Raw genomic sequence first — 21,117 nt, forward strand, 5'->3', positions numbered from 1 at the left:
CTCGATTATGTCCATGAGGCATTTATAGTAAAGGTGAGTAAATGAACGAGGTATTACTACAAATAAAGGCGCTCACCAATGGTGATCCTTTATTGACGGCTGTCATTGTTGGAGTATTAACATTAACGTTAATTGGACTCGTAGGCTATATGCTAAAAGATGTCCCCGCGAAGCTGTTAAGTTGGCTCAGTAGTCTGCTGTTTGTGCGGCTCACTATAGACGATAGCCATCAGGCGCGCACAGAGGTATTCAATAAACTGTCCTTTTTGATCAGTAATACTACCATTCCGTTTTTTTCACGCTCTATCTCTGAGGCTGTGTACTATGACTATAGTGTGAGTTACGACGGGCGTGTCAGTGTTAAGTCTATCGGCTACGGTATGCACCTGTTTAAATACGGTGGTTGTTTCATGTTGGCTACCCGCTCTAAGGTCGATAGTACGATGGCATACGATACTATTACTGTAAGTGCACCATGGTGGGCAAAAGATAAACTATATAGTTTTTTAGAAGATACTCGTGGAGACATCTCTACAGAGCCAAAAGTTAATATTTTCGAAGAAACCGAATGGTGTCGCTATGGCACATTGAAATCATCGGGTTTTAGTGAATTAGTGCTAGATGAAGGGTTTAAGCAGAAGTTGATGGGAGAAGTTGATAACTTCGCAAGTAGAGGGAAATCGGTTGTAAGTAAGCTAACCATACTGTTACATGGCAAAACGGGTACAGGTAAGACGGGTATAGCGAGAGCCTTAGCTGTTGAGTATCATCGCGATCTTTACATATTGAATCTATCGACTGTAAATGATGCCACTATTCATAAGGCGATTAGAAAGGTACCACCCGGAGCTATGTTGTTAATAGAGGACTGTGACTGTGTAAAGGCTACGGTATCACGTACTGCTGAAAGCAATGTAGATAACCCACCACTCACTTTAGGTGGCGTTCTAAACGCGTTAGACGGAATCATTCCTCTTGATGACTGCCTTGTAATAATGACCACAAATCATCCTGATAATCTTGACCCAGCGTTGATACGTAAAGGTCGTGTAGATGTCAGTATTGAAGTACCACTTATCAGTGCAAAACAAGTTAATGAAGACTACTTTGAGCGTTTTGGCGCAGTTCTTAATAGAACTGAGCCATTGTTAGGTTGTGAAGTCTATGAACTCCATCGCAGAGCGAGCTTAAGATATGGTGTGTGTTGTAAGCCAGTGTAGATGCTCTGGATTCAACAAACCATGAGGTCATGATAGCCATGAATAACAATAAACTGATCGTCTTCAATTAGTGGTAACTGGCCGAGTTGCTGTAATCTGATTTTTAATTCAGCAAGCAGAAATACATTGTCATCCGCCAAACCGGCGGGAAAAACGGTTTTCGCAATTCTAATCGCGTTAATGGATTTATAGCGAATACACCTTTGCACAAAAAGACAATCAGTAGCCATGATCTCGGATAACACTTGATTTGAGGCTTCATAATCGAGAGGAAAGTCCTCTTCACCGACCAACTGTAGTTGCAAATACACAGGACGAGAAGCTAACAGCGTCATACATTCGCGCCATTTAGTATTATTCATCATAGAACTCATAATGTTAAATTGCTTTTTTACCCCTGATGATTAACAAGTTACCTTTGGTGTTTAACAGCCCGTATAGGGATTAAAAATGGTAGCGAATAAAGTAAGCCGCTTAAAGTAATGGGCTAGACGTAAACTCGTTTAGTACATCTTCTGAGGTTGACTCATATTCAACCACCAGTTTATGGGGTGTAAGCCGATACACTCTCACCTCAATATTCCCTCGCACAGCATAAATTAAAGCGCCGCCATAGGTTGTTTCAGGCCCAAGATCTCCTGCTGGAACTTGCTCGGCGGCGCCAATATACAGGCACCCTGACAATACTGTTAAGTTTGCAGAGAGATAATTCGAATTGAGCCCAGCCTCACCTAGCTTGCGGAAAATTTCAACCTCATAACAACCATCGGCACCAAGTCCTACGAATAGCACATGACCTTGATTGATTTCCAAAATTTCGTCACTCGGCACAGACCACCAATCAGCCGTATCTTCACAGCGATGAGTTAATGCCGCGGGATCAAATATCGCCATTGTGGCAGTATCTGTGTCAAACCGAGTTGTTGTATAGGGTTTACTCATCATCCTTGCCCACTAACAGAAATGATTCTGACTACCTGTTTTATCCTTGATAACTCCAAACCTAAAATAGAAAAATCGCCATAATTTTAGGCCGTTACTACCACTTACTTACAACAATCCTTTACATAAAGGCTTTAGTGAACGCTTCCTTCGACTGGCGAATGTAGTTACGGGCGCTTTTGGCGTGCTGCTCCCACACGGCGCGATCGCTAGGATCGGTAAAGGGGTTTTGCTCGGCGGCAATTGAGCGCTCAAATTTGTCGTAGAAGGTCAGCATGGCCGAAGTGATCTGATTAAAACGTTCCTTGAACTCTTGAAATTCATCAATCTTCTCAGTGGTTTTAATCATGTACTGCACTAACTCTGCATTGCTGTTCGAAGCCAATAGCGCCTCAGCTTTAGCACTGATATTGGCACTCGCCTCAGCAATCACCAGCGCGCGTGCCTGCTCGTCTTTACTCATCACTCGGCTGTAATTTTCAGGTGTGCGGGCAATACTGGCATGCTGTAAGTAACTGCGCAGATGCTTGTCGAGATCCTTACGGAAATTATCTAAGTTCTTCTGCATACTAACTAAATCATTATCGAGTGCAGTGACTTGTTGCAGTTCTTTTTCGATTTCAGACATAAACCGTTCGGCCTGCTGATAAATTTTCAGGCCATTTTCTTCAGCAAACTTTTTATCACTACGGCTTAAGTCACTGTTGTCATAATTAGAGCGATCAAAAGTCGCTGCTAAGAATGACTTAAAGGGTTCGGCAAAGGCGGAATACGCACCGGCACTGACCACGTTTAAGGTGGCAGTAGCCAAGTCACCAAAGGGTTTCACCATAGAGCCTAAACGCGCCTGTTGGAGAGGCGATGCCACACGTTTAGCGTCAGTTAAAACCGACCTAAAGGTGTTATATCCCATAGGGTTAGACATTTTATTGCGCTCAGACGTCGCCAACACAAAGGTGATACTTGAATAAATAGCATTCGAGTACTCGAGGTATTGTCTTTGGCTCTCGAGCTGGGCGGCATAATTTTTACCTAAAGTACGAAATGACTCAGACTGCACTTCGTAATTCTTATCAGCTTTCAGCTTATCTAAAATCCCGCCGATAATTTTCTGCTCATTTTTTTGCAGGGCCATATCAAGGCGAATTTTACCTAAGCTCAAATCGTCCAAACTGATAGGGCCATTAATAGCCTCAATATCAAGACGGATATATTGGCGACTCGGATCATCAATAGACACTCGGTGTGCTAAATATTCGTTAGCCCCAGGGGTGATATCGATTAAAGCAACATGCTGCCACTGGGCATCGAGCTTTAATACCGGAGAGGTCAATACATTGATTCGATATTGGGTTTGAGTATTCTGGGTTTTGACCCAAAACTCTAATAGACCCGCTTCAGAAATAGGGTACTTACTGACGATACTGCTATTGCCTTCGACGCAAAGCAGCGCACTTTCACCTGTGTGAGGTTCAGCGCCTTCAAATTGACAACCCATGATCCACGACCAAGGTTGAGATAAACGATTGCCTTCGAAGTCGCTGGCAAACACTAACTCATTCTCTTTGGCACTGGCATTAACTGTCGTTAACACGCCAAGCAACAGCATAGAAATGACTGCAGTGGTGCGCATAAGGGCCTCATAAAACATAAATTACTAAAATCAACGAGCGAGTCATTCGGCTCAATACCCAGTCATATCAACGATCAATCGACCCAAAAGCCTAAGCGAACTCAGTCTATTAATTGAGGACTATAGCCTCGACTTAAGAGCACGCTTGGATAAGTCATTTTTGATTGCAGATTAAACCAGCGAAATGTACCAGAGGCCATCATCCCACGCTAGCCCTAAGTCATGTTTAACGACGAAAGATATGTGGGCAATTACAATCGGGGCCATTAATCGCCCCAATTGTAAAATTTACGTAAAACTAAACACTTATGCCCCAGCTACAGGTTACTTGCCTCGCCCCTTGTCTTGTCAATAAATCAGGCGAAACCAATACAACCCAAAGCAAGGATTAATGCAAACGAGCCTCGACTCGCTTCATGGCGTAAAACATCCATATGGTCAAGATTGTGCTACAGGTCGCGAGCGACACCCACACACCAATCACGCCGAACGCCCAGGCAAAGCAGTAGATGATCGCAGCGATAAGAATAAGCTTAGCGCCCGTCAGCATAGAAGCTTGTTTCGAACAGTTAATCGCTTGGAAGAAACTCGCACCGACTAAGATTAAGCCTTCCATAGGCAAGCCCCAAAAATACCAGCGCATACCTTCAATCGCCACTGGTGTTAAATTCGGATTATCACCGGCAAACAAATACACTAACCATTCAGGGCGAGAATAAATCAGCGCTAAACCTAAAGCTGCGGTGAGTAACGTCATACCAAAAGCAATATTGCGCGCTTGTTTAACCCTGTCAAAACGCCCAGCTCCCGCGTTAAAGCTATAAATAGGTTGAGTACCAAGCGCAATGCCCTCAAAAATCAGATAGAAGAATGCTTCTGTGTAACTCACCACACCATAGGCTGCCACGTGTAAGGGGCCGCCCACCCATAAAAAAGCTGTGTTGTGTAGGGTTAATACTATCGATAAATAGAGATTCATCAAAAAGCTGGGGAAACCAACGCGGGCTATATTAAGGCAATTATCGAGCTTGAGCTTCATCTGCTCAAAAGTGATTTTAAGCTGAGTGCGCGGACTGAAAAAATGCTGCAAACACAAAAGCCCCGTTACCGCCTGCGACAACATAGTCGCAATCGCAGCACCTGCTAAACCAAAGGGGAAAACCACAATAAACAGCCAGTCTAAGAAAGTGTTTAATACACCACCCAAAATCAGCACCCAAGTCACCATGGATGGCCTGCCATCATTACGCAGCAGTGTGGTGAAGGTCATTGAAATTATGGGAAAATGACACAGTGCAAAATACCAGAATAAGTATTCGTTAGCGTTTTCGAGCATCTCCCCTTGCGCCCCGAGAGCAACCAAAATATCTCGCGAAAATATCCCACCAACAAGGGCAAAAAAGCATCCCGTTAATAAACATAACGTAAAGGCATTACCCAGTAGTTTACGGGCCTTGACTACATTACCTTGGCCAAGATTGATTGACACTAATGCCGCACTACCCATACCTATCATGGCGCCAATAGCGTATAAAATCGCGCCCACAGGGTAAGCTAGCATCATCCCCGCCAGCCCTGTTTCACCTAAATAGTGGCCAACAAAGATGCCATCAATTGTCACATATACGCCCGTGACCAACATAGAGGCTATGGTGGGTATGGTATAGCGCCAAAAAAGCTTCGCAATCGGCTCCTCGAGCAAGCTCATATCCGCAGGAGCATGATTAGATGTTGTTGCTGTCATTAGCGTTTCTCACAAAAAGGGGGGCTAGAGTCGTATCTATCTAGAAAAATGATCGGGTGAACAAAAATGCGACAATGGATTGTACCTAAAAATAGCGAGAACTCAAAGCATGTTCATTGTGAATAATTAACAATAAAGATTAATCATCACAATGACTTAAGCAGAAACAGTCCAATTTCAGCCAAATGACAAACTCAGTACAGTTCAATAACAGATGTGGGTTAATTCATCATTTTCTGCTACTTTTTTGGTGTTTAAGGCCGAATTAGGTAAAGTATCCGTTCAAGCAAGCCCATTAACGTATTTAAGCAAGATGAAATCATTAACTTTATAAATTTAAGTTTTTGATAATTAATGGGTTAAACAGAAATAAATTCAATAACAATAATAAGGGAAGGACATGAGTCAGAATAGTCCAAATGCAGGCAACGATCTGCGAGAAGTCAAACAGCTCGGCATGTGGGCCTCCATTACTAGCTTAGGTTATGTGTTTTGGTTAGTTGGTGGTATGGAGTTAGTCGAGCGTATCGCCTACTACGGTGTTAAAGCCAGTGCTGGATTGTACGCTAAAGCGCCAGAGTCTGCGGGCGGCCTTGGGATCAGCCTAAGTGACTACGGCATTATTATTTCCCTCTGGGCGATCATGCAAACCTTTGTGCCCGTGTTCACCGGTGGCATGTCTGACCGAGTGGGCTACAAAGAAACCATCTTCGGCTCCACCATCATTAAAATCTTTGGCTATCTCGTCATGGCATTCTTCCCCAGCTTTTGGGGCTTCCTTGTCGGTGCATTACTCCTTGCCATAGGCACAGGGATATTTAAACCGGGCATTCAAGGCACCTTAGTGCTGTCCACTAATCGCAACAACACTTCAATGGCTTGGGGCATTTTTTACCAAGTTGTAAACATTGGCGGTTTCCTAGGGCCTTTAGTTGCTGTGCATATGCGCCAATTGTCGTGGGACAATGTATTTTTCGCCTGCGCCGCGATTATCTCACTCAACTTCTTATTCTTACTCACCTATACCGAGCCAGGTAAAGCCGAGCGACTGGAACGCAATAAGCAAATAAAATCGGGTGAAGTCGAACAAGAATCCCTGTGGCGTGATGCTTGGCGCGAGTTGAAAAAGCCGATTGTAATCTACTATATGCTCGTTTTTTCAGGATTTTGGTTCTTGTTCAATGCCTTATTCGATGTGCTGCCTATCCATATTTCCGAATGGGTCGATACCAGCGTAATCGTCACCTCCCTCTTTGGCAGCGAAGGCACCAGTAACGGCATTCTGCAATTTTGGCTTGGCCTCAATAACGAAGGCACTAAGGTGATGCCCGAGGGCATGCTAAACCTCAATGCGGGCCTGATTATGACCTGCTGCTTTATCGTTGCGGCGCTGACGGCTAAATACCGTATTACTACCGCTATGTTTATTGGTTGTTTGCTGAGTATTTTAGCTTTTGTGTTTATCGGTGCTTTCCATGCGGCATGGTTTATCGTATTCGCGATTGCCATGTTCTCCATTGGCGAAATGATGATTAGCCCGAAGAAAAACGAGTTTATGGGTAATATTGCTCCCGAAGGCAAAAAAGCCATGTACTTAGGATTTGTGATGTTGCCCCAAGGGATCGGCTGGGGATTAGAAGGCTACTTTGGCCCTAAACTCTACGAGATTTATGCATCAAAGGAATTGTTTTCGCGGGATTTATTGCTAGAGCGCGGCATGAACAGCACTGAGGTCAGCGCCATTCCCCAAGGTGAAGCCTTTACTACCTTGGTGAGCTACACAGGTGAAAGCGCCCAGGAACTCACCCAACTGCTGTACCACAGCCATAACATTGGCATGGCGTGGTACATCATCGCCGCCATAGGGACTATCTCAGCGGTAGGGATTTACATCTATGGTAAGTGGTTACTCACACTACAAAGAGCCCAGCAAGCCGCCTAAGTGAAACTCGCTGACCTCATTCTGGGCAAGGACGACAAAGACAAGATAAGGGCTAGATGATGGCAAGGTGAGGAGCGATCCTCATCTTACCTCATCAGTATCAGAAAGATCTTGTCAGCAACTCAGGCGTAAATTGTTCGGGCGACAGCAATAAGCCTAGGCTTTCGATTTGTGCATTCAAACGATTGAGATCTTGAGTCAGTGCCGGCAAGGTCAGCGTATTGTCATCGAGTACATACACTTGCCTTAAACTGGTGTAATAAAAAAGCAATATAATCAAAGCATTCACGTCATTTTGCGCCGCAGCGGCTTTAATCTTTATCAACTTGCGATAAATACGATTATGGAGCTGCTTCAATTGCCACACATAATAAATTTCACTGAAAAAAGGTCGGTCTTTTAAGTTGTAAATCACGGCGCTACACAGACCCAGACTGAAAATCACGCCTAAGAGATTCAAGTGAAAATTACCTGTTGGCTCACCTGGCACTGGCGTCGCCCCAAACAGCGCAATGAGTCCAGTACCAAAAATCAGCGATAACACGACTAAGCTAACAACTAGAATCACAATGAATAAATTCATATTTTTACGATACAAGGTTTTATCTATTTCCTGCAGCTTCATAACATCCCGCTCAAATAAACCGCCCAGCATTGGCGTATAAATCAATGAATGGCAGAGCATACCGCAATCCCCTTTATTCGGCCTTAACTGATTTAAACGCATAAGGAAAATACATTTCTCCACCCCATCAGTGAATGATACAAACTGAAACCTTTAAGCGTAACTAAGCTGACTGAGGGATAGGATGACGTATCGATTGAAGATCAACGGCTTAATGCCCTTACGATTAATCTTCCATTTATTTCAAAACATTAAAATGTTAACGTGCAATCAAATCTGAGTAAAATTTGCTAACCTTAACCCTAGTGAATTGCATAACGATATCGCCGCTTTTACGAGAGACAGTGTTCTAACCTCCCGCATTCAAACCACACAAGGAATGCCATGATACTCAGCAAAGGCTTTGCACAAGTCGTCCTTTTGGCGCTCAGCAGCCTTTGCTTGACTGCACAGGCCAAAGACCTGCTCGCAGTGGGTTCGAGTTTCAGTCAAATTTTTGAACTACAAGCCAATGGCGAATATACCGGCTTAGGTGTCGATATTTTGAATCGCTTCGCCCAGCAGCAAAGTGTGAACATTCACTATCAAATTACCCCATGGCGCCGCGCTATCTCTATGGTTGAACGTGGCCAAGCGGATATTCTTATTGGTCCCTACGATACCCCAGAACGTAATGCCAACTTGGTTTTTGCGGCGAAAGCATTTTACCGCGATGATATGGTGTTTTATGCTCGGGCAGACAATGAAATAGTGTGGAATGGCGACTATGCCAGTATTAAAACGCAACGGATTGGAAAAATGCAGGGTTGGAGTTATGGCACACGGTTTACTGAACAAACTAAATCATTAAATATCAATGAATTTGTCGATATTAAAAGTGGCATAGAACGGCTTTCGCGGGGTGATTTAGATTTACTCGCCACCAATAGTCGCAATACCAATGCAGTGCTCGCCCAAATCAAAATCCCTAAAGCAATTACGCCAATCATGCCGATAATCGATGTGCGAGACGGCTTTATGGCTTTTCCGAAACAAGCTAAATTTGATCCGCTAAGAATTCGTTTTGACAGCTTCTTCGAGGAGATGATCCAAAATGGCACACTCACGACACTCGGCCAAAAATACCGCGTGACCTTGCCTTACTGAGCCGGCCTTACTATTCCCACCAAATCTGACCCCTCTTACCTATGCTCACACCTGTAATAAAGAGTGATGGGGAACTCTGTTAGCTAAGACAAGCAATCAACTGCAGCTCAATCTCGTTCCAATTGACGTCGTCCATGGTAATCATTTCTAGTCTGGAATCTAAGGTGTCATCGAGTTCAACCACAGTAAACTCATGGTCAATCCAGTTAAATCCTGCAATTCCATCAGTAGTGATCATCACGGCCTTTAATCTAAGCAACACTTGCCCAACGTTGGATGACTGAGCTTGCCGCTGAATAAAATCCATTAATTTATCAAAATCAAATTCTTGACTCGGTTCAAACACCCAGCCGCAGCTAAAACAACCTTCACCTTGATTCTGCTTTCGCACTATACCGCGATCATCAAAATCAAGTGCGACTTCGATTGCACCTTCGGCAAAGAGGCTCAACTCACTCAAGCGCGAACCACCAGCACGAAACAAGCTTGGGGCAGTCGTCGGTAGGCTGCCCAGCTTTAGGCCCGCGCTAGCATGCCCATTTATATTGAGTGACACGCGCCTTGGTTGGTTAAGATAGTCCAGCAAAGCGCTAGGTAAAGGCTGTTGATTTGAGTGGCTCACTACAGGAATATCAGTACGTTCAATATGGCTTAAATAAGTCTGCAATTCATAGAGTAACTTAGTATTTTCAGCATCATACAAGTCAGACTTAGTTGCGATGATCACATCGGCCACTTGCAACTGTTGAATAAAATTTGCATGTTCACGATAGCGAGGATCGTGGATCTTACGCGCGTCCACCAAACATAGAGTGCTACGCAGTGAAATCACATTCTGATAATGGGGCGCACTCAGTACTTTAATGATTTCATTAGGATGCCCAAGCCCAGTCGGTTCAATCAATAAGCGGTCAGGTTTCGCTTTCGCAATCAACTGATTGATGGCCACTTGTGTCGGTACGCCCGCGGCGCAGCACATACAGCCACCCGCAACCTCACGAATTTGTATGCCGTTATCGGAGGAATTCAGTAACCCCGCATCAATGCCGACCTCACCAAATTCATTGACCAACACAGCCCAAATTTCATCCGCGGGTTTAGTCGCCAGCAATTGCTTAATCAGAGAGGTTTTACCTACACCTAAAAAACCTGTAATGATATTGGTGGGAATCGCTTTGATAATCATAAGGAAACTCGCTCGAATAGAAAGCTTGGCGCTCGAGTGTAGAAGTATTGGCTTTGAAGCTCAACAAAAAGCGCATCGGTGAGGATGCACTTTTAGAATAGCGACAGGCTATGTAGCAAAATATGCAACTGACTATTCAACAGTCAAATCAACAAACTAGGCAACCGTTAAACGGCTAAACTAATAGGCACTTTGCACTTATTAGCCTTGATTGTTGGGCTTAGCTTATTTTGACTTAGCTTATTTTGACTTATTGGTGCGAGAGCCAAAACCTGACTTATTGCTCACCAAATTCGACTTAGGTTTAGTTGCATTAAACGGCTTACCTGAGCCAGAAGCTGGCTTAGCACGGCTAGAGGATTTCTCTGCACCTGCTTTGCTGTCCAGCGCTTTACCTTTAGCGTACTTGCCCTGACGAGACTGACCAATAGTGCGATCCTGCGGCGCCTTATGGCTCCACTTTCCAATCGGCTTAATCGGTGCCGCGGGCGCATCACGGTAACGGGCAGGCAAAGGCGTGCCTTCTTCATAACCAGATTGTACCGACACGGGCAGTTTTTGCTCAATCAAAGCTTCAATTTCAGCGAGCATTTCATCGTCAGAAGGTGACACGAACGAAATCGCGCGACCGGTTAATCCAGCACGGCCTGTACGGCCAATGCGATGGATATAATCTTCGGCAAGGAAAGGCAATTCAAGGTTGATCACCATAGGCAAGGCTTGAATGTCTAACCCACGTGCAGCCACATCGGTTGCCACCAGCACCCGCAATTTACTGGCTTTAAACTCTTCCAACACCCGATTACGGGCGCCTTGAGTTTTATCGCCATGGAACACGCCTGCGGCTATGCCATCCAGCTTTAATTCTTGTAATAAATGCTCGGCGCTTTCTTTCGTGCTGGCAAAAACCAGTACTTGGCGCCAATTGTTGCGGCCAACGAGTTCTGACAACAGCTCGGCTTTACGACGTTTATCAACGCGATAGACTTCCTGCACAACTGTGGATGCGGTAGTCGTGTCAGCAACATTCACCCACTGAGGTTCATTCAGCATTTTCTCAGCGAGTTGTTTGACGGCATCGCTATAGGTCGCTGAAAACAACATGGTTTGATGCTGCGGCGCAATTAAGCGTTTCACTTTTTCAATGTCGCGCACAAAACCCATGTCTAACATACGGTCGGCTTCGTCGATCACTAACGTGGTAACGCTCGACAAATCTAACTGGAATTGGCCGATAATATCGAATAAACGACCAGGAGTTGCCACCAAAATATCAACGCCCTGCTCAACCCCTTTACGCTGGGGATTCATGTTGGCGCCGCCGTAAACAGCTAAGGTTTTCAGGGGTAGGAACTGGCTGTATTTTTGGATATTTTCGCAGACTTGAATCGCAAGTTCGCGGGTGGGCGTCATCACCAACGCGCGTAAAATCGGTTTATCATTGCTGTCGCTTGTTAAAGACTCAGCCGCCAACTTTTCAAGTACAGGCAGAGCAAAGGAAGCCGTCTTACCTGTCCCCGTTTGGGCGCAGGCCATAATGTCTTTGCCTTCAAAGGCAAGCGGGATCACTTTCTCTTGCACTTGAGTGAGTTGCTGATAGCCACACTCAGTTATCGCATTCAAAATAGGAGAAGATAAACCGAGTGTTTCAAATTTCATAGGGACTCTTTAGCTAAGTAGTAAAACTTTGATGCGAGGTGATACTCAATGCCCCAACGCGGGGCCGCGGAGTCTAGCAAAATCCGCGGCGTTTTTATAGGCAATTATCGCCACTAAGTTAATATCTCCTCAGACATGGGAGACTAAAAGCGGATCCTGTAAGTATTTTTGGCTAAATTCACCCGCAGGCACAGGTCTTGAGAACAAGTAACCTTGGCCGTAGTCACAGCCTGCAGCCAACAAGACTAGCCGCTGCGCATCGGTTTCGACACCTTCGGCAATCACCTTCATTCCCAACTTGTGGGCCATCACTATAATCGCCTCGCAGAGAATTTGATCGTTTGAATCGGTATCGATATGGCGGGTAAAAGATTGATCAATTTTAAGATAATCAATGTCAAACTTTTTCAGATAGGCGAGTGACGAATAGCCAGTACCAAAATCGTCCAGCGACACTTGCACACCCGCATCGCGGTAGGCCAGTAGTTTTTCGGTTACACCCATACTGGCATCCAATAACAAGCCTTCGGTAATTTCAACGCACACGCCCGCGCCTGTAATATTAAGATCTTGCAATAACTTCAACCAATCATTGAGCAGCGTGCCTTCATCACGAAATTGGATTGGGGATTTATTGACGCTGATTTGGATTTCAACCCCTAATTCATGACGCCACGCCGCACTCTGGCGAGCGGCTTGCTCGAACACCCAATTGCCGATTTCAACAATCAAGCCAGTATCCTCCGCCACAGGAATAAACTCAGCAGGCGACACAGCACCACGCTCTGCATGATGCCAGCGGATCAAGGCTTCAGCCTTGGTCACTTCACCCGTTGCTAAGGCAACAATCGGCTGATAATGCAGTTCAAATTCTTTATTCACGACCGCTTGACGTAAGTCTTGAATCAAGCGCATGCGGTATTTGGCGTATTCCTGCATCGACGGGGTGAAATAGTTGAAGCGATTACGCCCTTGATCTTTCGCCGCATACATCGCCTGATCCGCATGCTTGAGAAGCCCTTCAATACTGGTAGAGTCATCGGGATATAAAGTAATCCCAATACTGACGCTGATATAAGCGGTTTCTTCCCCTAACACATAGGGTTCGGCAATTCGTCGCAAAATATTCTCGGCGACGCGCTCAATCCCCTTATGGTCTTCCATCGAACTTAACACCACAGTAAATTCATCGCCGCCAAGACGCGCCACGACGTCAGCATCACGCACACAGGATTTCAATCGACTCGCGGTTTCTATCAGCAGTAAATCGCCCATGGCATGGCCTAAGGTGTCATTCACTTCTTTAAAGAAATCTAAATCCAAGAACAATAAAGCAAAGTGGTTGCGATTGCGGTCAGCATTTTTCACTTCACTGCTTAAATACTCCAACAACATGCGCCGATTAGGCAACCCCGTCAGCGTATCGTAGTTAGCCTGTTTCCAAATCAGATGTTCATTTTGCTTCTTATCGGTAATGTCTGAGAACAGGGCAACACGTCGATAGGGATGGCCTTCTTTATCATTAATCGTATTAATGGTTAACCAGATAACATATTCCTCGCCATTTTTGCGCCGCTGCCACATTTCCCCCTGCCATTGGCCTTTCTCGCGAATATCATTATTCATTTTGTTGTAAAAATCGCGGCCATTGAGGTCACAATAAAGCAGCCGAATATGTTGGTCCCGCACTTCAAATTCGCGATAACCCGTCATCACACTAAAGGCAGCATTGACGGTAATAATCACGCCCTTTTCATCGAGGACACTCATGGCTTCAGAGCTGTTATCGTAAACCAGTGCCGACAACTTTAAGGATTCTTCGATAAGTTTTGCGTCGGTAATATCGGTATAGGTTCCGCACATACGCAGAGCATTGTTGTTTGCATCTCTGCTCACGACTTTACCTGTATCAAGGATCCACCGCACCTTACGGTTTACGGTATTTAAGCGGTACTCCATCTTATGTTGCGCCGTTTCGCCACGAATATGGGCCTCAATCGAATGCAGCACTTTAGGCCTGTCCTCGGCGACTATCGCATCCATCCATTGGCGACTATTAGCGTTGAGCATATCAACATCGCAGCCAAGAATATCGGCACTGCGGGCATTACGTTCAATGCGGTCATTGCGAATATCCCAATCCCACACTCCAAGATCGCTACTGCTTAACACCAGTTCGAGTTGTTCTCGGCTAGCGAGCACCTCTTGGTCGGCAATGGCCTGTGAGGTGATATCTAAATATCCAGCAATAACAAGCAACACGGCATTATTACCACCGCGCTTACAGGCGACTGTCATATGGGTGTAAACCACGCTACCGTCCTTAACGATAAAACGTTTATCCATCTCGTAATTATCGATATCCCCCCGCAGCATAAGCTCAAATTTCAGGGCATCCGCTTCTAAATCATCGGGATGGGTAATTTGTGCCCACGTCATCCGTAGCAATTCAGCTTCTGAATACTTGAGCATTTGACATAACCGTGGATTCACCTTTATCCACTTTTGATCTATCCCCGTTATTGCAATACCAATATTGCCCGCGTTGAATTGGCTCCGAAAAAGGAAATCATCCTGCAGACGAATTTGTTCATCACGCTCTAATTCAAAACGTCGCGATAACAAGCGGCTCAATAGCCAAGTCGCAATTGGGAAAATGGTCAATACTGGGAGGGTCACTTTGGCGAGCAATGGCATTGCTATGCCATCGGGTAGAAATAAGAACCACAACAACATCACGATATGAACGGTATAGGCAAAGAGAAAAATCTCTCCACCTGAAATATTGGCTAACAGAGACTTACGATATTGACGCCAGATCACCCCGATTAACCCGGATGACACTATCACGCCGACGCCAATCCATATACCAGCGCCACCGATACTGATGCGATACAGCGCCGTCATCACGACAGCAACTAAGGTCGGTAAACCACCGAAAAATAGACCAGAAATACAGAGAATAACCGAACGGGTATCAAAGAAAACGCCAGGCAAATATACCCAAGGCGTACTCATAATAGTGATACCAATACCACCGATGAGCATCCCAATAATGATGCGCCACAGTAAAAAATACTGCCGCTGGTGTTTTTTAGGGATCACGTCGTACAAAAATACCAACGCCAGCAATAAAGCCGCATTTTGTACTAACGGAAAGAGAATACCTTTATCCATAACTCAGAGAGCGACTCCAAAAATGAGGGGGCTTGATACCATTTTAACATTCCCCCACAAGTGTAGCAGAATCACTTAGAAATCATGCGTTAATTCCCTTTGCCGCATCACACTTTGGACTTACCACATTACATTTTGCAATAGAGTTGTTGACGATATTGCTCTGCAATAGAATGCCAGTCAAAACGCTGTGCCATGGCCGCAGCACGCACTTGTGGCCATGTTTTTCCCTCGAAACAAGCAATGGCTTGCACCAACCTTTGCAAAAACGCTTCGGCTTGCTCATTTAAGCTATTGCCGTTAAAAGCAAAACCATTAACACCATCCTCAACGGTATCCTTTAAACCGCCTACACTATGCACTAAACATGGCTGTCCCGCGCGCATAGCCAACATTTGACTGATGCCACAGGGCTCAAAGGAACTTGGCATCAAAAATAGATCGCCATGCTGATACAGCGCTTCGGATAACGCCTCGTTGTATCCCTGCAAAAATAATAGGTTATCGTATTTAGCCCCTAACGCTTGGAAAGACTTAGCAATCGATGCGTCGCCACTGCCGAGTAAAATCAGCAGCGCCGTCGGTTTTGTCTGCTTCAATGCTTTAAGTAAGGTCTCAAGCACAGATAAACCCGAGGGCAATTGATGGCGCAGCAGTAAGACTTTTTGATCGGTCAAGCGGCCCACCGAAGTCAATAGCAGACTCGGTACTTGCTCCGCCATCGCTTGACGCCAATGGGCTTGAATGCGGGCAAAAGCAATCATGTCCACGCCGCTCACTTGCGCTTGATGTCCCTGCCATTGCACTAACGCAGTCTCAATCGCACTGAGCAATTGCTTGAACTCGGGTACTTGAATACGCGCAGGTGGCTTAGCGGGTAAATCCGATACTGACGAATATACACAGCCATTTAAAATCCCCACCACTTTGTCATCATTGGCCTTGGCCTGTAAGTCTTGCTCTAACCCTTCACCACCAAAAAATCCCGCTTCAGGTTTGGACGGCTGCAACACTTCCTTGGCATAACTGGGTGAGACTAAATGCACTTTGTCGCTCAGCACTATGCCCATGCGCATAGGGTTAACACAGTAGGGATAACGGGGATCGGTGATCAGCTGTTTTTGCCCCTGCGTCAAAGTGGCAAACAGCTCGGGAAACCAAGCAGCAAAAGAGGATGAATCTTGGCTTAAGGGACGTATCCCCTGCAGCGCAAGATTGTGGATAGAGAACACACACTCAATGTCTTTGAGAGCACTGAACTCAGGCACGAATGCTCTTAACATGGCTAAGCAGCCCGCATGCCAGTCATGTAAATGCAGCACAGTCGGCATAGGCACTCGGCCAGTAACTAATGCTGTCGCGACGCTCGCGCAAAGGAAAGCAAACTTAGTCGCATCGTCGGAGAAAGGACGCTCGGCACTGCCTTGGCTATAAATCTGCCCAGGTACGGATTGCCATAATGCATGTTCGAGCAGATAAATCATCGCCTCTGGCACATGGGGATGGGGCATGGAGAACACATGCACTCGCTCCAAGCGACCACCAAAGGCCACAGTTAACTCACCCAGATCTTGGGGTTGATTCGCTACCGCAGTTAAAAAGCCATAGCTTGGCATGATCACATCGGCGCACAAATCAACACCCGCCAGAGCGGCGGGTAAATCACGGATGACATCCGCCATACCGCCAACCTTGGCGCCCGCAAGGGCACCGTTTTCAGCCGCGACCATCAAAATGCGTTGTTTCAATTAATTGGATACTCCCGCTACTTCAACTGTGCAGCTTTTATTCAGCTGCCTATACCTAAGCCATTTTTACTTTAATGATCAATTTACTTTAATGATCAAAGCACTATTCATAGCCTACAGGCAAACCTAGCATGTCACGGGTCACTAAAGTCACGCCTTTTTCGGACACCCTAAAGCCTTTAGCTCTGTCGTGATCATGGTTATAACCTATTACCATGCCTTCGGGAATAATGCAGCCACGGTCAAGTATCGCATTCTTGATTTTGCAATGGCGCAGCACGACTACATCGGGTAGCACTACTGAATCTTCAACCAATGAATAAGAACAAACGCGTACTTCGTTAAACAATACGCTACGGCGCACTGTCGCCCCCGAAATAATACAACCGCCCGAAACAATCGAGTCCAACGCCATACCGCGTCTGTCATCGTCATCAAACACAAATTTAGCCGGAGGCAATTGTTCTTGGAAAGTCCAAATTGGCCATTTCGCATCGTACAAATTCAGTGCTGGCGTAGGCGATAACAGTTCCATATTCGCTTGCCAGAAAGAGTCTAGCGTACCCACATCGCGCCAATAGGCTTGCTCGTTCGGGAAAGCGCTCTTAAAGGGATAGGCGAACACATTATGTTTTTCGATGATCGCAGGAATAATATCCTTACCAAAATCGCGATCTGAGCTTTCGTTTAAGGCATCTTTCTTGAGCTGGTCAAACAAAAACTCTGTGTTAAACACATAGTTGCCCATAGATGCTAAACACATTTCAGGATTACCCGGAGAATGCTTAGGTTGCAGCGGCTTTTCTTCAAAGCCTAAAATGCGCATCTCTTCATCGACTTCCATCACCCCAAACGAACCCGCTGCTTCGGCAATCGGCACTTCAAGGCAAGAGACTGTCATATCTGCACCCGACTCGGCATGGGCGGCTAATAACCCAGCATAATCCATGCGATACACGTGATCGCCAGACAACACCATCACGTATTTAGGCAGCTCGTGGCGAATGATATCGATATTTTGAAATACCGCATCGGCCGTGCCTTGGTACCAGTTTTCCGAATAGCGTTGTGAAGCGGGTAAAATCTCCACCGACTCGCCCAGCTCCTTCTTAAAATGGCCCCAACCGCGCATCACATGGCGGATCAAAGAATGCGACTTGTACTGTGTGACCACACCCACGCGGCGAATACCTGAGTTGATGCAGTTAGACAGCGGGAAATCGATAATACGAAACTTACCACCGAAATACAGTGCAGGTTTAGCACGCCAATCCGTGAGTTCATGCAAGCGAGACCCGCGCCCACCAGCTAAAATCAACGCATAGGTTTCACGAGTTAAATTACTGATATAACGAACATTAGACATAGGCTCTTACTCCGAAATCGGCAAACTGATTGCCCATAAATGGCTTATCGATACGGCAGACACTGCCGTACTCCCCTGAGTATTTCTCACTTGCATTCCCCATTCCTTCCATTGATTGCTGCATTCCTTTCAAACACTTATACTCATCCGCTATAACAAGAGACTTATAACCAAGAGCCCTACCCTTACAGTTTCCAAATTTCATCGCGATAACCTGCGATCGTCACATCACTCGAAAAACGTCCACTGGCGGCGGTATTGCGAATACTCATCTGCGTCCACACCTGCGGATCTTTATAGGCTCGCGCCACGGCTTCTTGCACGACTCGGTAACTGTCAAAGTCGGCGGCCGTCATCCATTGATCATCGCTACTTTCGATGGCGGTAATAATAGGATCGAAAATCCCCGGCTCCAGCAGATTGAAGTGACCACTTTTGAGTAACTTCATCACCTCAGATAACGCCAGTGAATCGTCAATAATGCTGCGCGGATGATAGTGGTTACGTACCTGCGAGACCTGCTCCGCATTGAGTCCGAACAGGAAGAAGTTCTCTGAGCCCACTTCCTCTAACATCTCGATATTGGCGCCATCCATAGTGCCGATGGTTAGGGCGCCGTTCATCATGAACTTCATATTGCCCGTGCCCGATGCCTCTTTGCCCGCGGTTGAAATTTGCTCGGACAAGTCAGTCCCTGGGCAGATTTTTTCCATGGCGCTGACGTTGTAGTTTGGTAAGAAAGCAAAGCGTAGGTAAGGCGTCACCATAGGATCGGAATTGACCATATGAGCAACATTGCTGGCGAGCTTGATGATCAACTTAGCCATAAAGTAACCGGGCGCCGCTTTACCGCCGATCAATACACAACGTGGCACCATGTTTTCGGTGTGGCCTTGCTGGATCTGATGATAGAGATGAATCACATGCAATATGTTGAGTAACTGACGTTTATATTCGTGAATACGCTTCACTTGCACGTCAAACAGCATAGCCGGATCGAACTCAACCCCACATTCCTTAACAATCATCTTAGCCAGCAAAGCCTTGTTGGCTTGCTTCACATCACGCCATTTTTGGATAAACGCATTGTCCTGTGTGAGGGCATTGAGCGCCGTTAACTGGCTTAAGTCTGTCACCCATTCTTGACCTAAATGGGCGGTCAGTAACTTAGCTAAGGCAGGGTTACAATGGGCAAGCCAACGCCTTGGGGTCACGCCATTGGTGCGGTTATTAAACTTATGCGGCCACAACTCATAGAAATCCTTAAACAACCCAGATTTGAGTAGTTGCGTGTGTAAACCCGCGACACCGTTGACTGAGAAACTCGCCACAATCGCCAAATACGCCATACGCACATGGGGATGTGGACCATCTTGAATAATTGACATACTCGCCAATTTCTCACTATTTCCTGGCCAATGGTGGGCGACTATATCTAAGTAACGGGCGTTGATTTCATAAATAATTTCTAAGATGCGTGGCAACATTTGCGCCATCATACGCACGGGCCAACGCTCTAATGCTTCAGGCAACAGGGTATGGTTAGTGTAAGCCATGGTCTGACTGGTAATCGCCCACGCACTGTCCCATTCCAAACCGTATTCGTCGATCAATAACCGCATCAACTCAGGCACGGCAATGCTAGGGTGAGTGTCATTCAACTGCATGACATTTTTAGCGGCAAACTGCGTAAAATCATGACCATGACGACTCACCCAACGTTTGAGTAAATCCTGCAAGCTAGCGGAGGATAAAAAGTATTGCTGACGTAATCGCAGCTCTTTGCCGTTCTCGCTCGCATCATTTGGATAGAGCACCATAGTGATCTGCTCGGCCAAGTTTTTACGGGCCACCGCTTCCGTGTAGTCGCCTTGGTTAAACTCAGCTAAATCAAAATCATCGGTGGCTTCAGCCTTCCACAATCTCAGGGTATTTACCCGCCCATTGCGATAACCGGGAACTGGCATGTCATAGGCGACGGCGAGCACATCTTGGGTTTCAACCCAAATAATGTGCCTACGGCCTTGTTTATCGACATAGGATTCGGTATGACCAAAAAATGGCACTATTACGTTGTGGGTAGGGACACGCACTTCCCACGGATTACCTTCGCGCAACCAACGGTCAGGGCGTTCAACTTGGTAACCGTCGACTATCTTCTGGGCGAACATGCCATATTCGTAACGTATGCCATAGCCTGTCACTGATAAGTCCATGCTGGCGCAGCTATCGAGGAAACACGCGGCTAATCGACCTAGGCCGCCGTTGCCTAAACCAGCATCATGTTCGGCCTCTTCTAACTCTTCTAGCGATACGGCATAGTTGCTCAAGGCATCACGGCTATCTTGTTGCAAATCTAAACTCAGTAGTGCATTACCTAGTGCTCGGCCCATCAAAAATTCGAGGGATAAATACGCCACTTGCTTGCGCTTAAAATGGCTGTCATCCACTCGAGTCTGACGCCAATTATCTAGCATCTGTTCTTTCACGCTGTAAGCTAACGCTTGAAATAATTCGCAGCTCACGCCTTCGCCACGGCTGAGTCCATAACGTAAATGGCGCTCAAAAGAAGCGGGCAAAGCATCGCAGGGTTCACAGGGCTCAGCGGCTTTAGACTTAGTCTGACGCTTAGCGGGAGCCTTCTTGCTCGCGGCTTTTGACTGAGCTAGTGTTACTGGTTTTTCGCTGGTATTGGGGCTCAGCTCGCTTTTGTCACTCATAGTTAATTC

The 21,117-nt window shown here is 46.1% G+C and carries 14 protein-coding genes; 3 read left to right on the forward strand and 11 right to left on the reverse strand.

The features are described 5' to 3' along the window. Nucleotides 1–41: 41 nt before the first annotated feature. Entirely contained in the window at nucleotides 42–1,220 is a 1,179-nt protein-coding gene (locus L5L91_RS02960) for an AAA family ATPase (RefSeq protein ID WP_219253101.1), read from the forward strand. An 11-nt stretch (nucleotides 1,221–1,231) separates the two neighbouring features. Here L5L91_RS02960 and L5L91_RS02965 read toward each other — a convergent pair whose 3' ends face one another. The 4 genes from L5L91_RS02965 to L5L91_RS02980 form a co-directional block, all read right to left on the reverse strand. Continuing rightward, nucleotides 1,232–1,582, reverse strand: coding sequence for a hypothetical protein (locus tag L5L91_RS02965; RefSeq protein ID WP_254451413.1), 351 nt, complete (start codon nucleotides 1,580–1,582; stop codon nucleotides 1,232–1,234). Nucleotides 1,583–1,694: 112 nt separating this feature from the next. Then, the gene (locus tag L5L91_RS02970; protein ID WP_251071031.1) at nucleotides 1,695–2,162 is read right to left on the reverse strand and encodes a DUF6386 family protein; all 468 of its coding nucleotides are present in this window, start codon (nucleotides 2,160–2,162) and stop codon (nucleotides 1,695–1,697) included. A gap of 121 nt (nucleotides 2,163–2,283) precedes the next feature. After that, nucleotides 2,284–3,795 carry a hypothetical protein gene (locus tag L5L91_RS02975; protein ID WP_113941018.1) on the reverse strand — a complete coding sequence of 504 codons (1,512 nt, stop codon included), beginning with the start codon at nucleotides 3,793–3,795 and terminating at the stop codon, nucleotides 2,284–2,286. Between the two features lie 388 nt (nucleotides 3,796–4,183). Next, a complete protein-coding gene (locus L5L91_RS02980) occupies nucleotides 4,184–5,539 on the reverse strand; it encodes an MATE family efflux transporter (RefSeq protein WP_028760699.1) in 1,356 nt (451 codons plus the stop codon). A 400-nt stretch (nucleotides 5,540–5,939) separates the two neighbouring features. On the opposite strand from L5L91_RS02980, the gene L5L91_RS02985 reads away from it, so the two are divergent. After that, the gene (locus tag L5L91_RS02985) at nucleotides 5,940–7,481 is read left to right on the forward strand and encodes an MFS transporter (RefSeq protein ID WP_263160750.1); all 1,542 of its coding nucleotides are present in this window, start codon (nucleotides 5,940–5,942) and stop codon (nucleotides 7,479–7,481) included. Nucleotides 7,482–7,581: 100 nt separating this feature from the next. Here the strand turns inward: L5L91_RS02985 and L5L91_RS02990 are convergent, their stop codons facing one another. Beyond that, nucleotides 7,582–8,106, reverse strand: a complete 525-nt coding sequence (locus L5L91_RS02990) for a DUF3087 domain-containing protein (RefSeq protein ID WP_263160922.1) — start codon at nucleotides 8,104–8,106, stop codon at nucleotides 7,582–7,584. Nucleotides 8,107–8,490: 384 nt separating this feature from the next. Between L5L91_RS02990 and L5L91_RS02995 the strand changes: the two genes are divergently transcribed. Then, nucleotides 8,491–9,252 carry a substrate-binding periplasmic protein gene (locus L5L91_RS02995; protein WP_263160752.1) on the forward strand — a complete coding sequence of 254 codons (762 nt, stop codon included), beginning with the start codon at nucleotides 8,491–8,493 and terminating at the stop codon, nucleotides 9,250–9,252. A gap of 79 nt (nucleotides 9,253–9,331) precedes the next feature. Here the strand turns inward: L5L91_RS02995 and L5L91_RS03000 are convergent, their stop codons facing one another. The 6 genes from L5L91_RS03000 to L5L91_RS03025 all read right to left on the reverse strand — a co-directional run bounded on the left by L5L91_RS03000 (nucleotide 9,332) and on the right by L5L91_RS03025 (nucleotide 21,108). Further along, nucleotides 9,332–10,438 (reverse strand): CobW family GTP-binding protein, encoded by a 1,107-nt coding sequence (locus L5L91_RS03000; RefSeq protein ID WP_263160753.1) that lies wholly within the window; start codon nucleotides 10,436–10,438, stop codon nucleotides 9,332–9,334. A 240-nt stretch (nucleotides 10,439–10,678) separates the two neighbouring features. Continuing rightward, nucleotides 10,679–12,097 carry a DEAD/DEAH box helicase gene (locus tag L5L91_RS03005; protein ID WP_263235635.1) on the reverse strand — a complete coding sequence of 473 codons (1,419 nt, stop codon included), beginning with the start codon at nucleotides 12,095–12,097 and terminating at the stop codon, nucleotides 10,679–10,681. 129 nt (nucleotides 12,098–12,226) lie between these two features. Beyond that, nucleotides 12,227–15,274: an EAL domain-containing protein gene (locus tag L5L91_RS03010; RefSeq protein ID WP_263184765.1), complete on the reverse strand. Its 3,048-nt coding sequence runs from the start codon at nucleotides 15,272–15,274 to the stop codon at nucleotides 12,227–12,229. 128 nt (nucleotides 15,275–15,402) lie between these two features. After that, nucleotides 15,403–17,022, reverse strand: coding sequence for a glycogen synthase (locus L5L91_RS03015; RefSeq protein ID WP_263235637.1), 1,620 nt, complete (start codon nucleotides 17,020–17,022; stop codon nucleotides 15,403–15,405). A gap of 103 nt (nucleotides 17,023–17,125) precedes the next feature. Continuing rightward, on the reverse strand, nucleotides 17,126–18,388 hold the full coding sequence (gene glgC, locus L5L91_RS03020) for a glucose-1-phosphate adenylyltransferase (RefSeq protein ID WP_006085131.1): 1,263 nt from the start codon (nucleotides 18,386–18,388) through the stop codon (nucleotides 17,126–17,128). Between the two features lie 185 nt (nucleotides 18,389–18,573). Continuing rightward, nucleotides 18,574–21,108, reverse strand: a complete 2,535-nt coding sequence (locus tag L5L91_RS03025) for a glycogen/starch/alpha-glucan phosphorylase (RefSeq protein WP_263160760.1) — start codon at nucleotides 21,106–21,108, stop codon at nucleotides 18,574–18,576. Nucleotides 21,109–21,117: the final 9 nt, after the last annotated feature.

The sequence above is a fragment of the Shewanella sp. SM55 genome (assembly GCF_025654025.1).
Lineage (GTDB): Bacteria > Pseudomonadota > Gammaproteobacteria > Enterobacterales > Shewanellaceae > Shewanella > Shewanella oncorhynchi.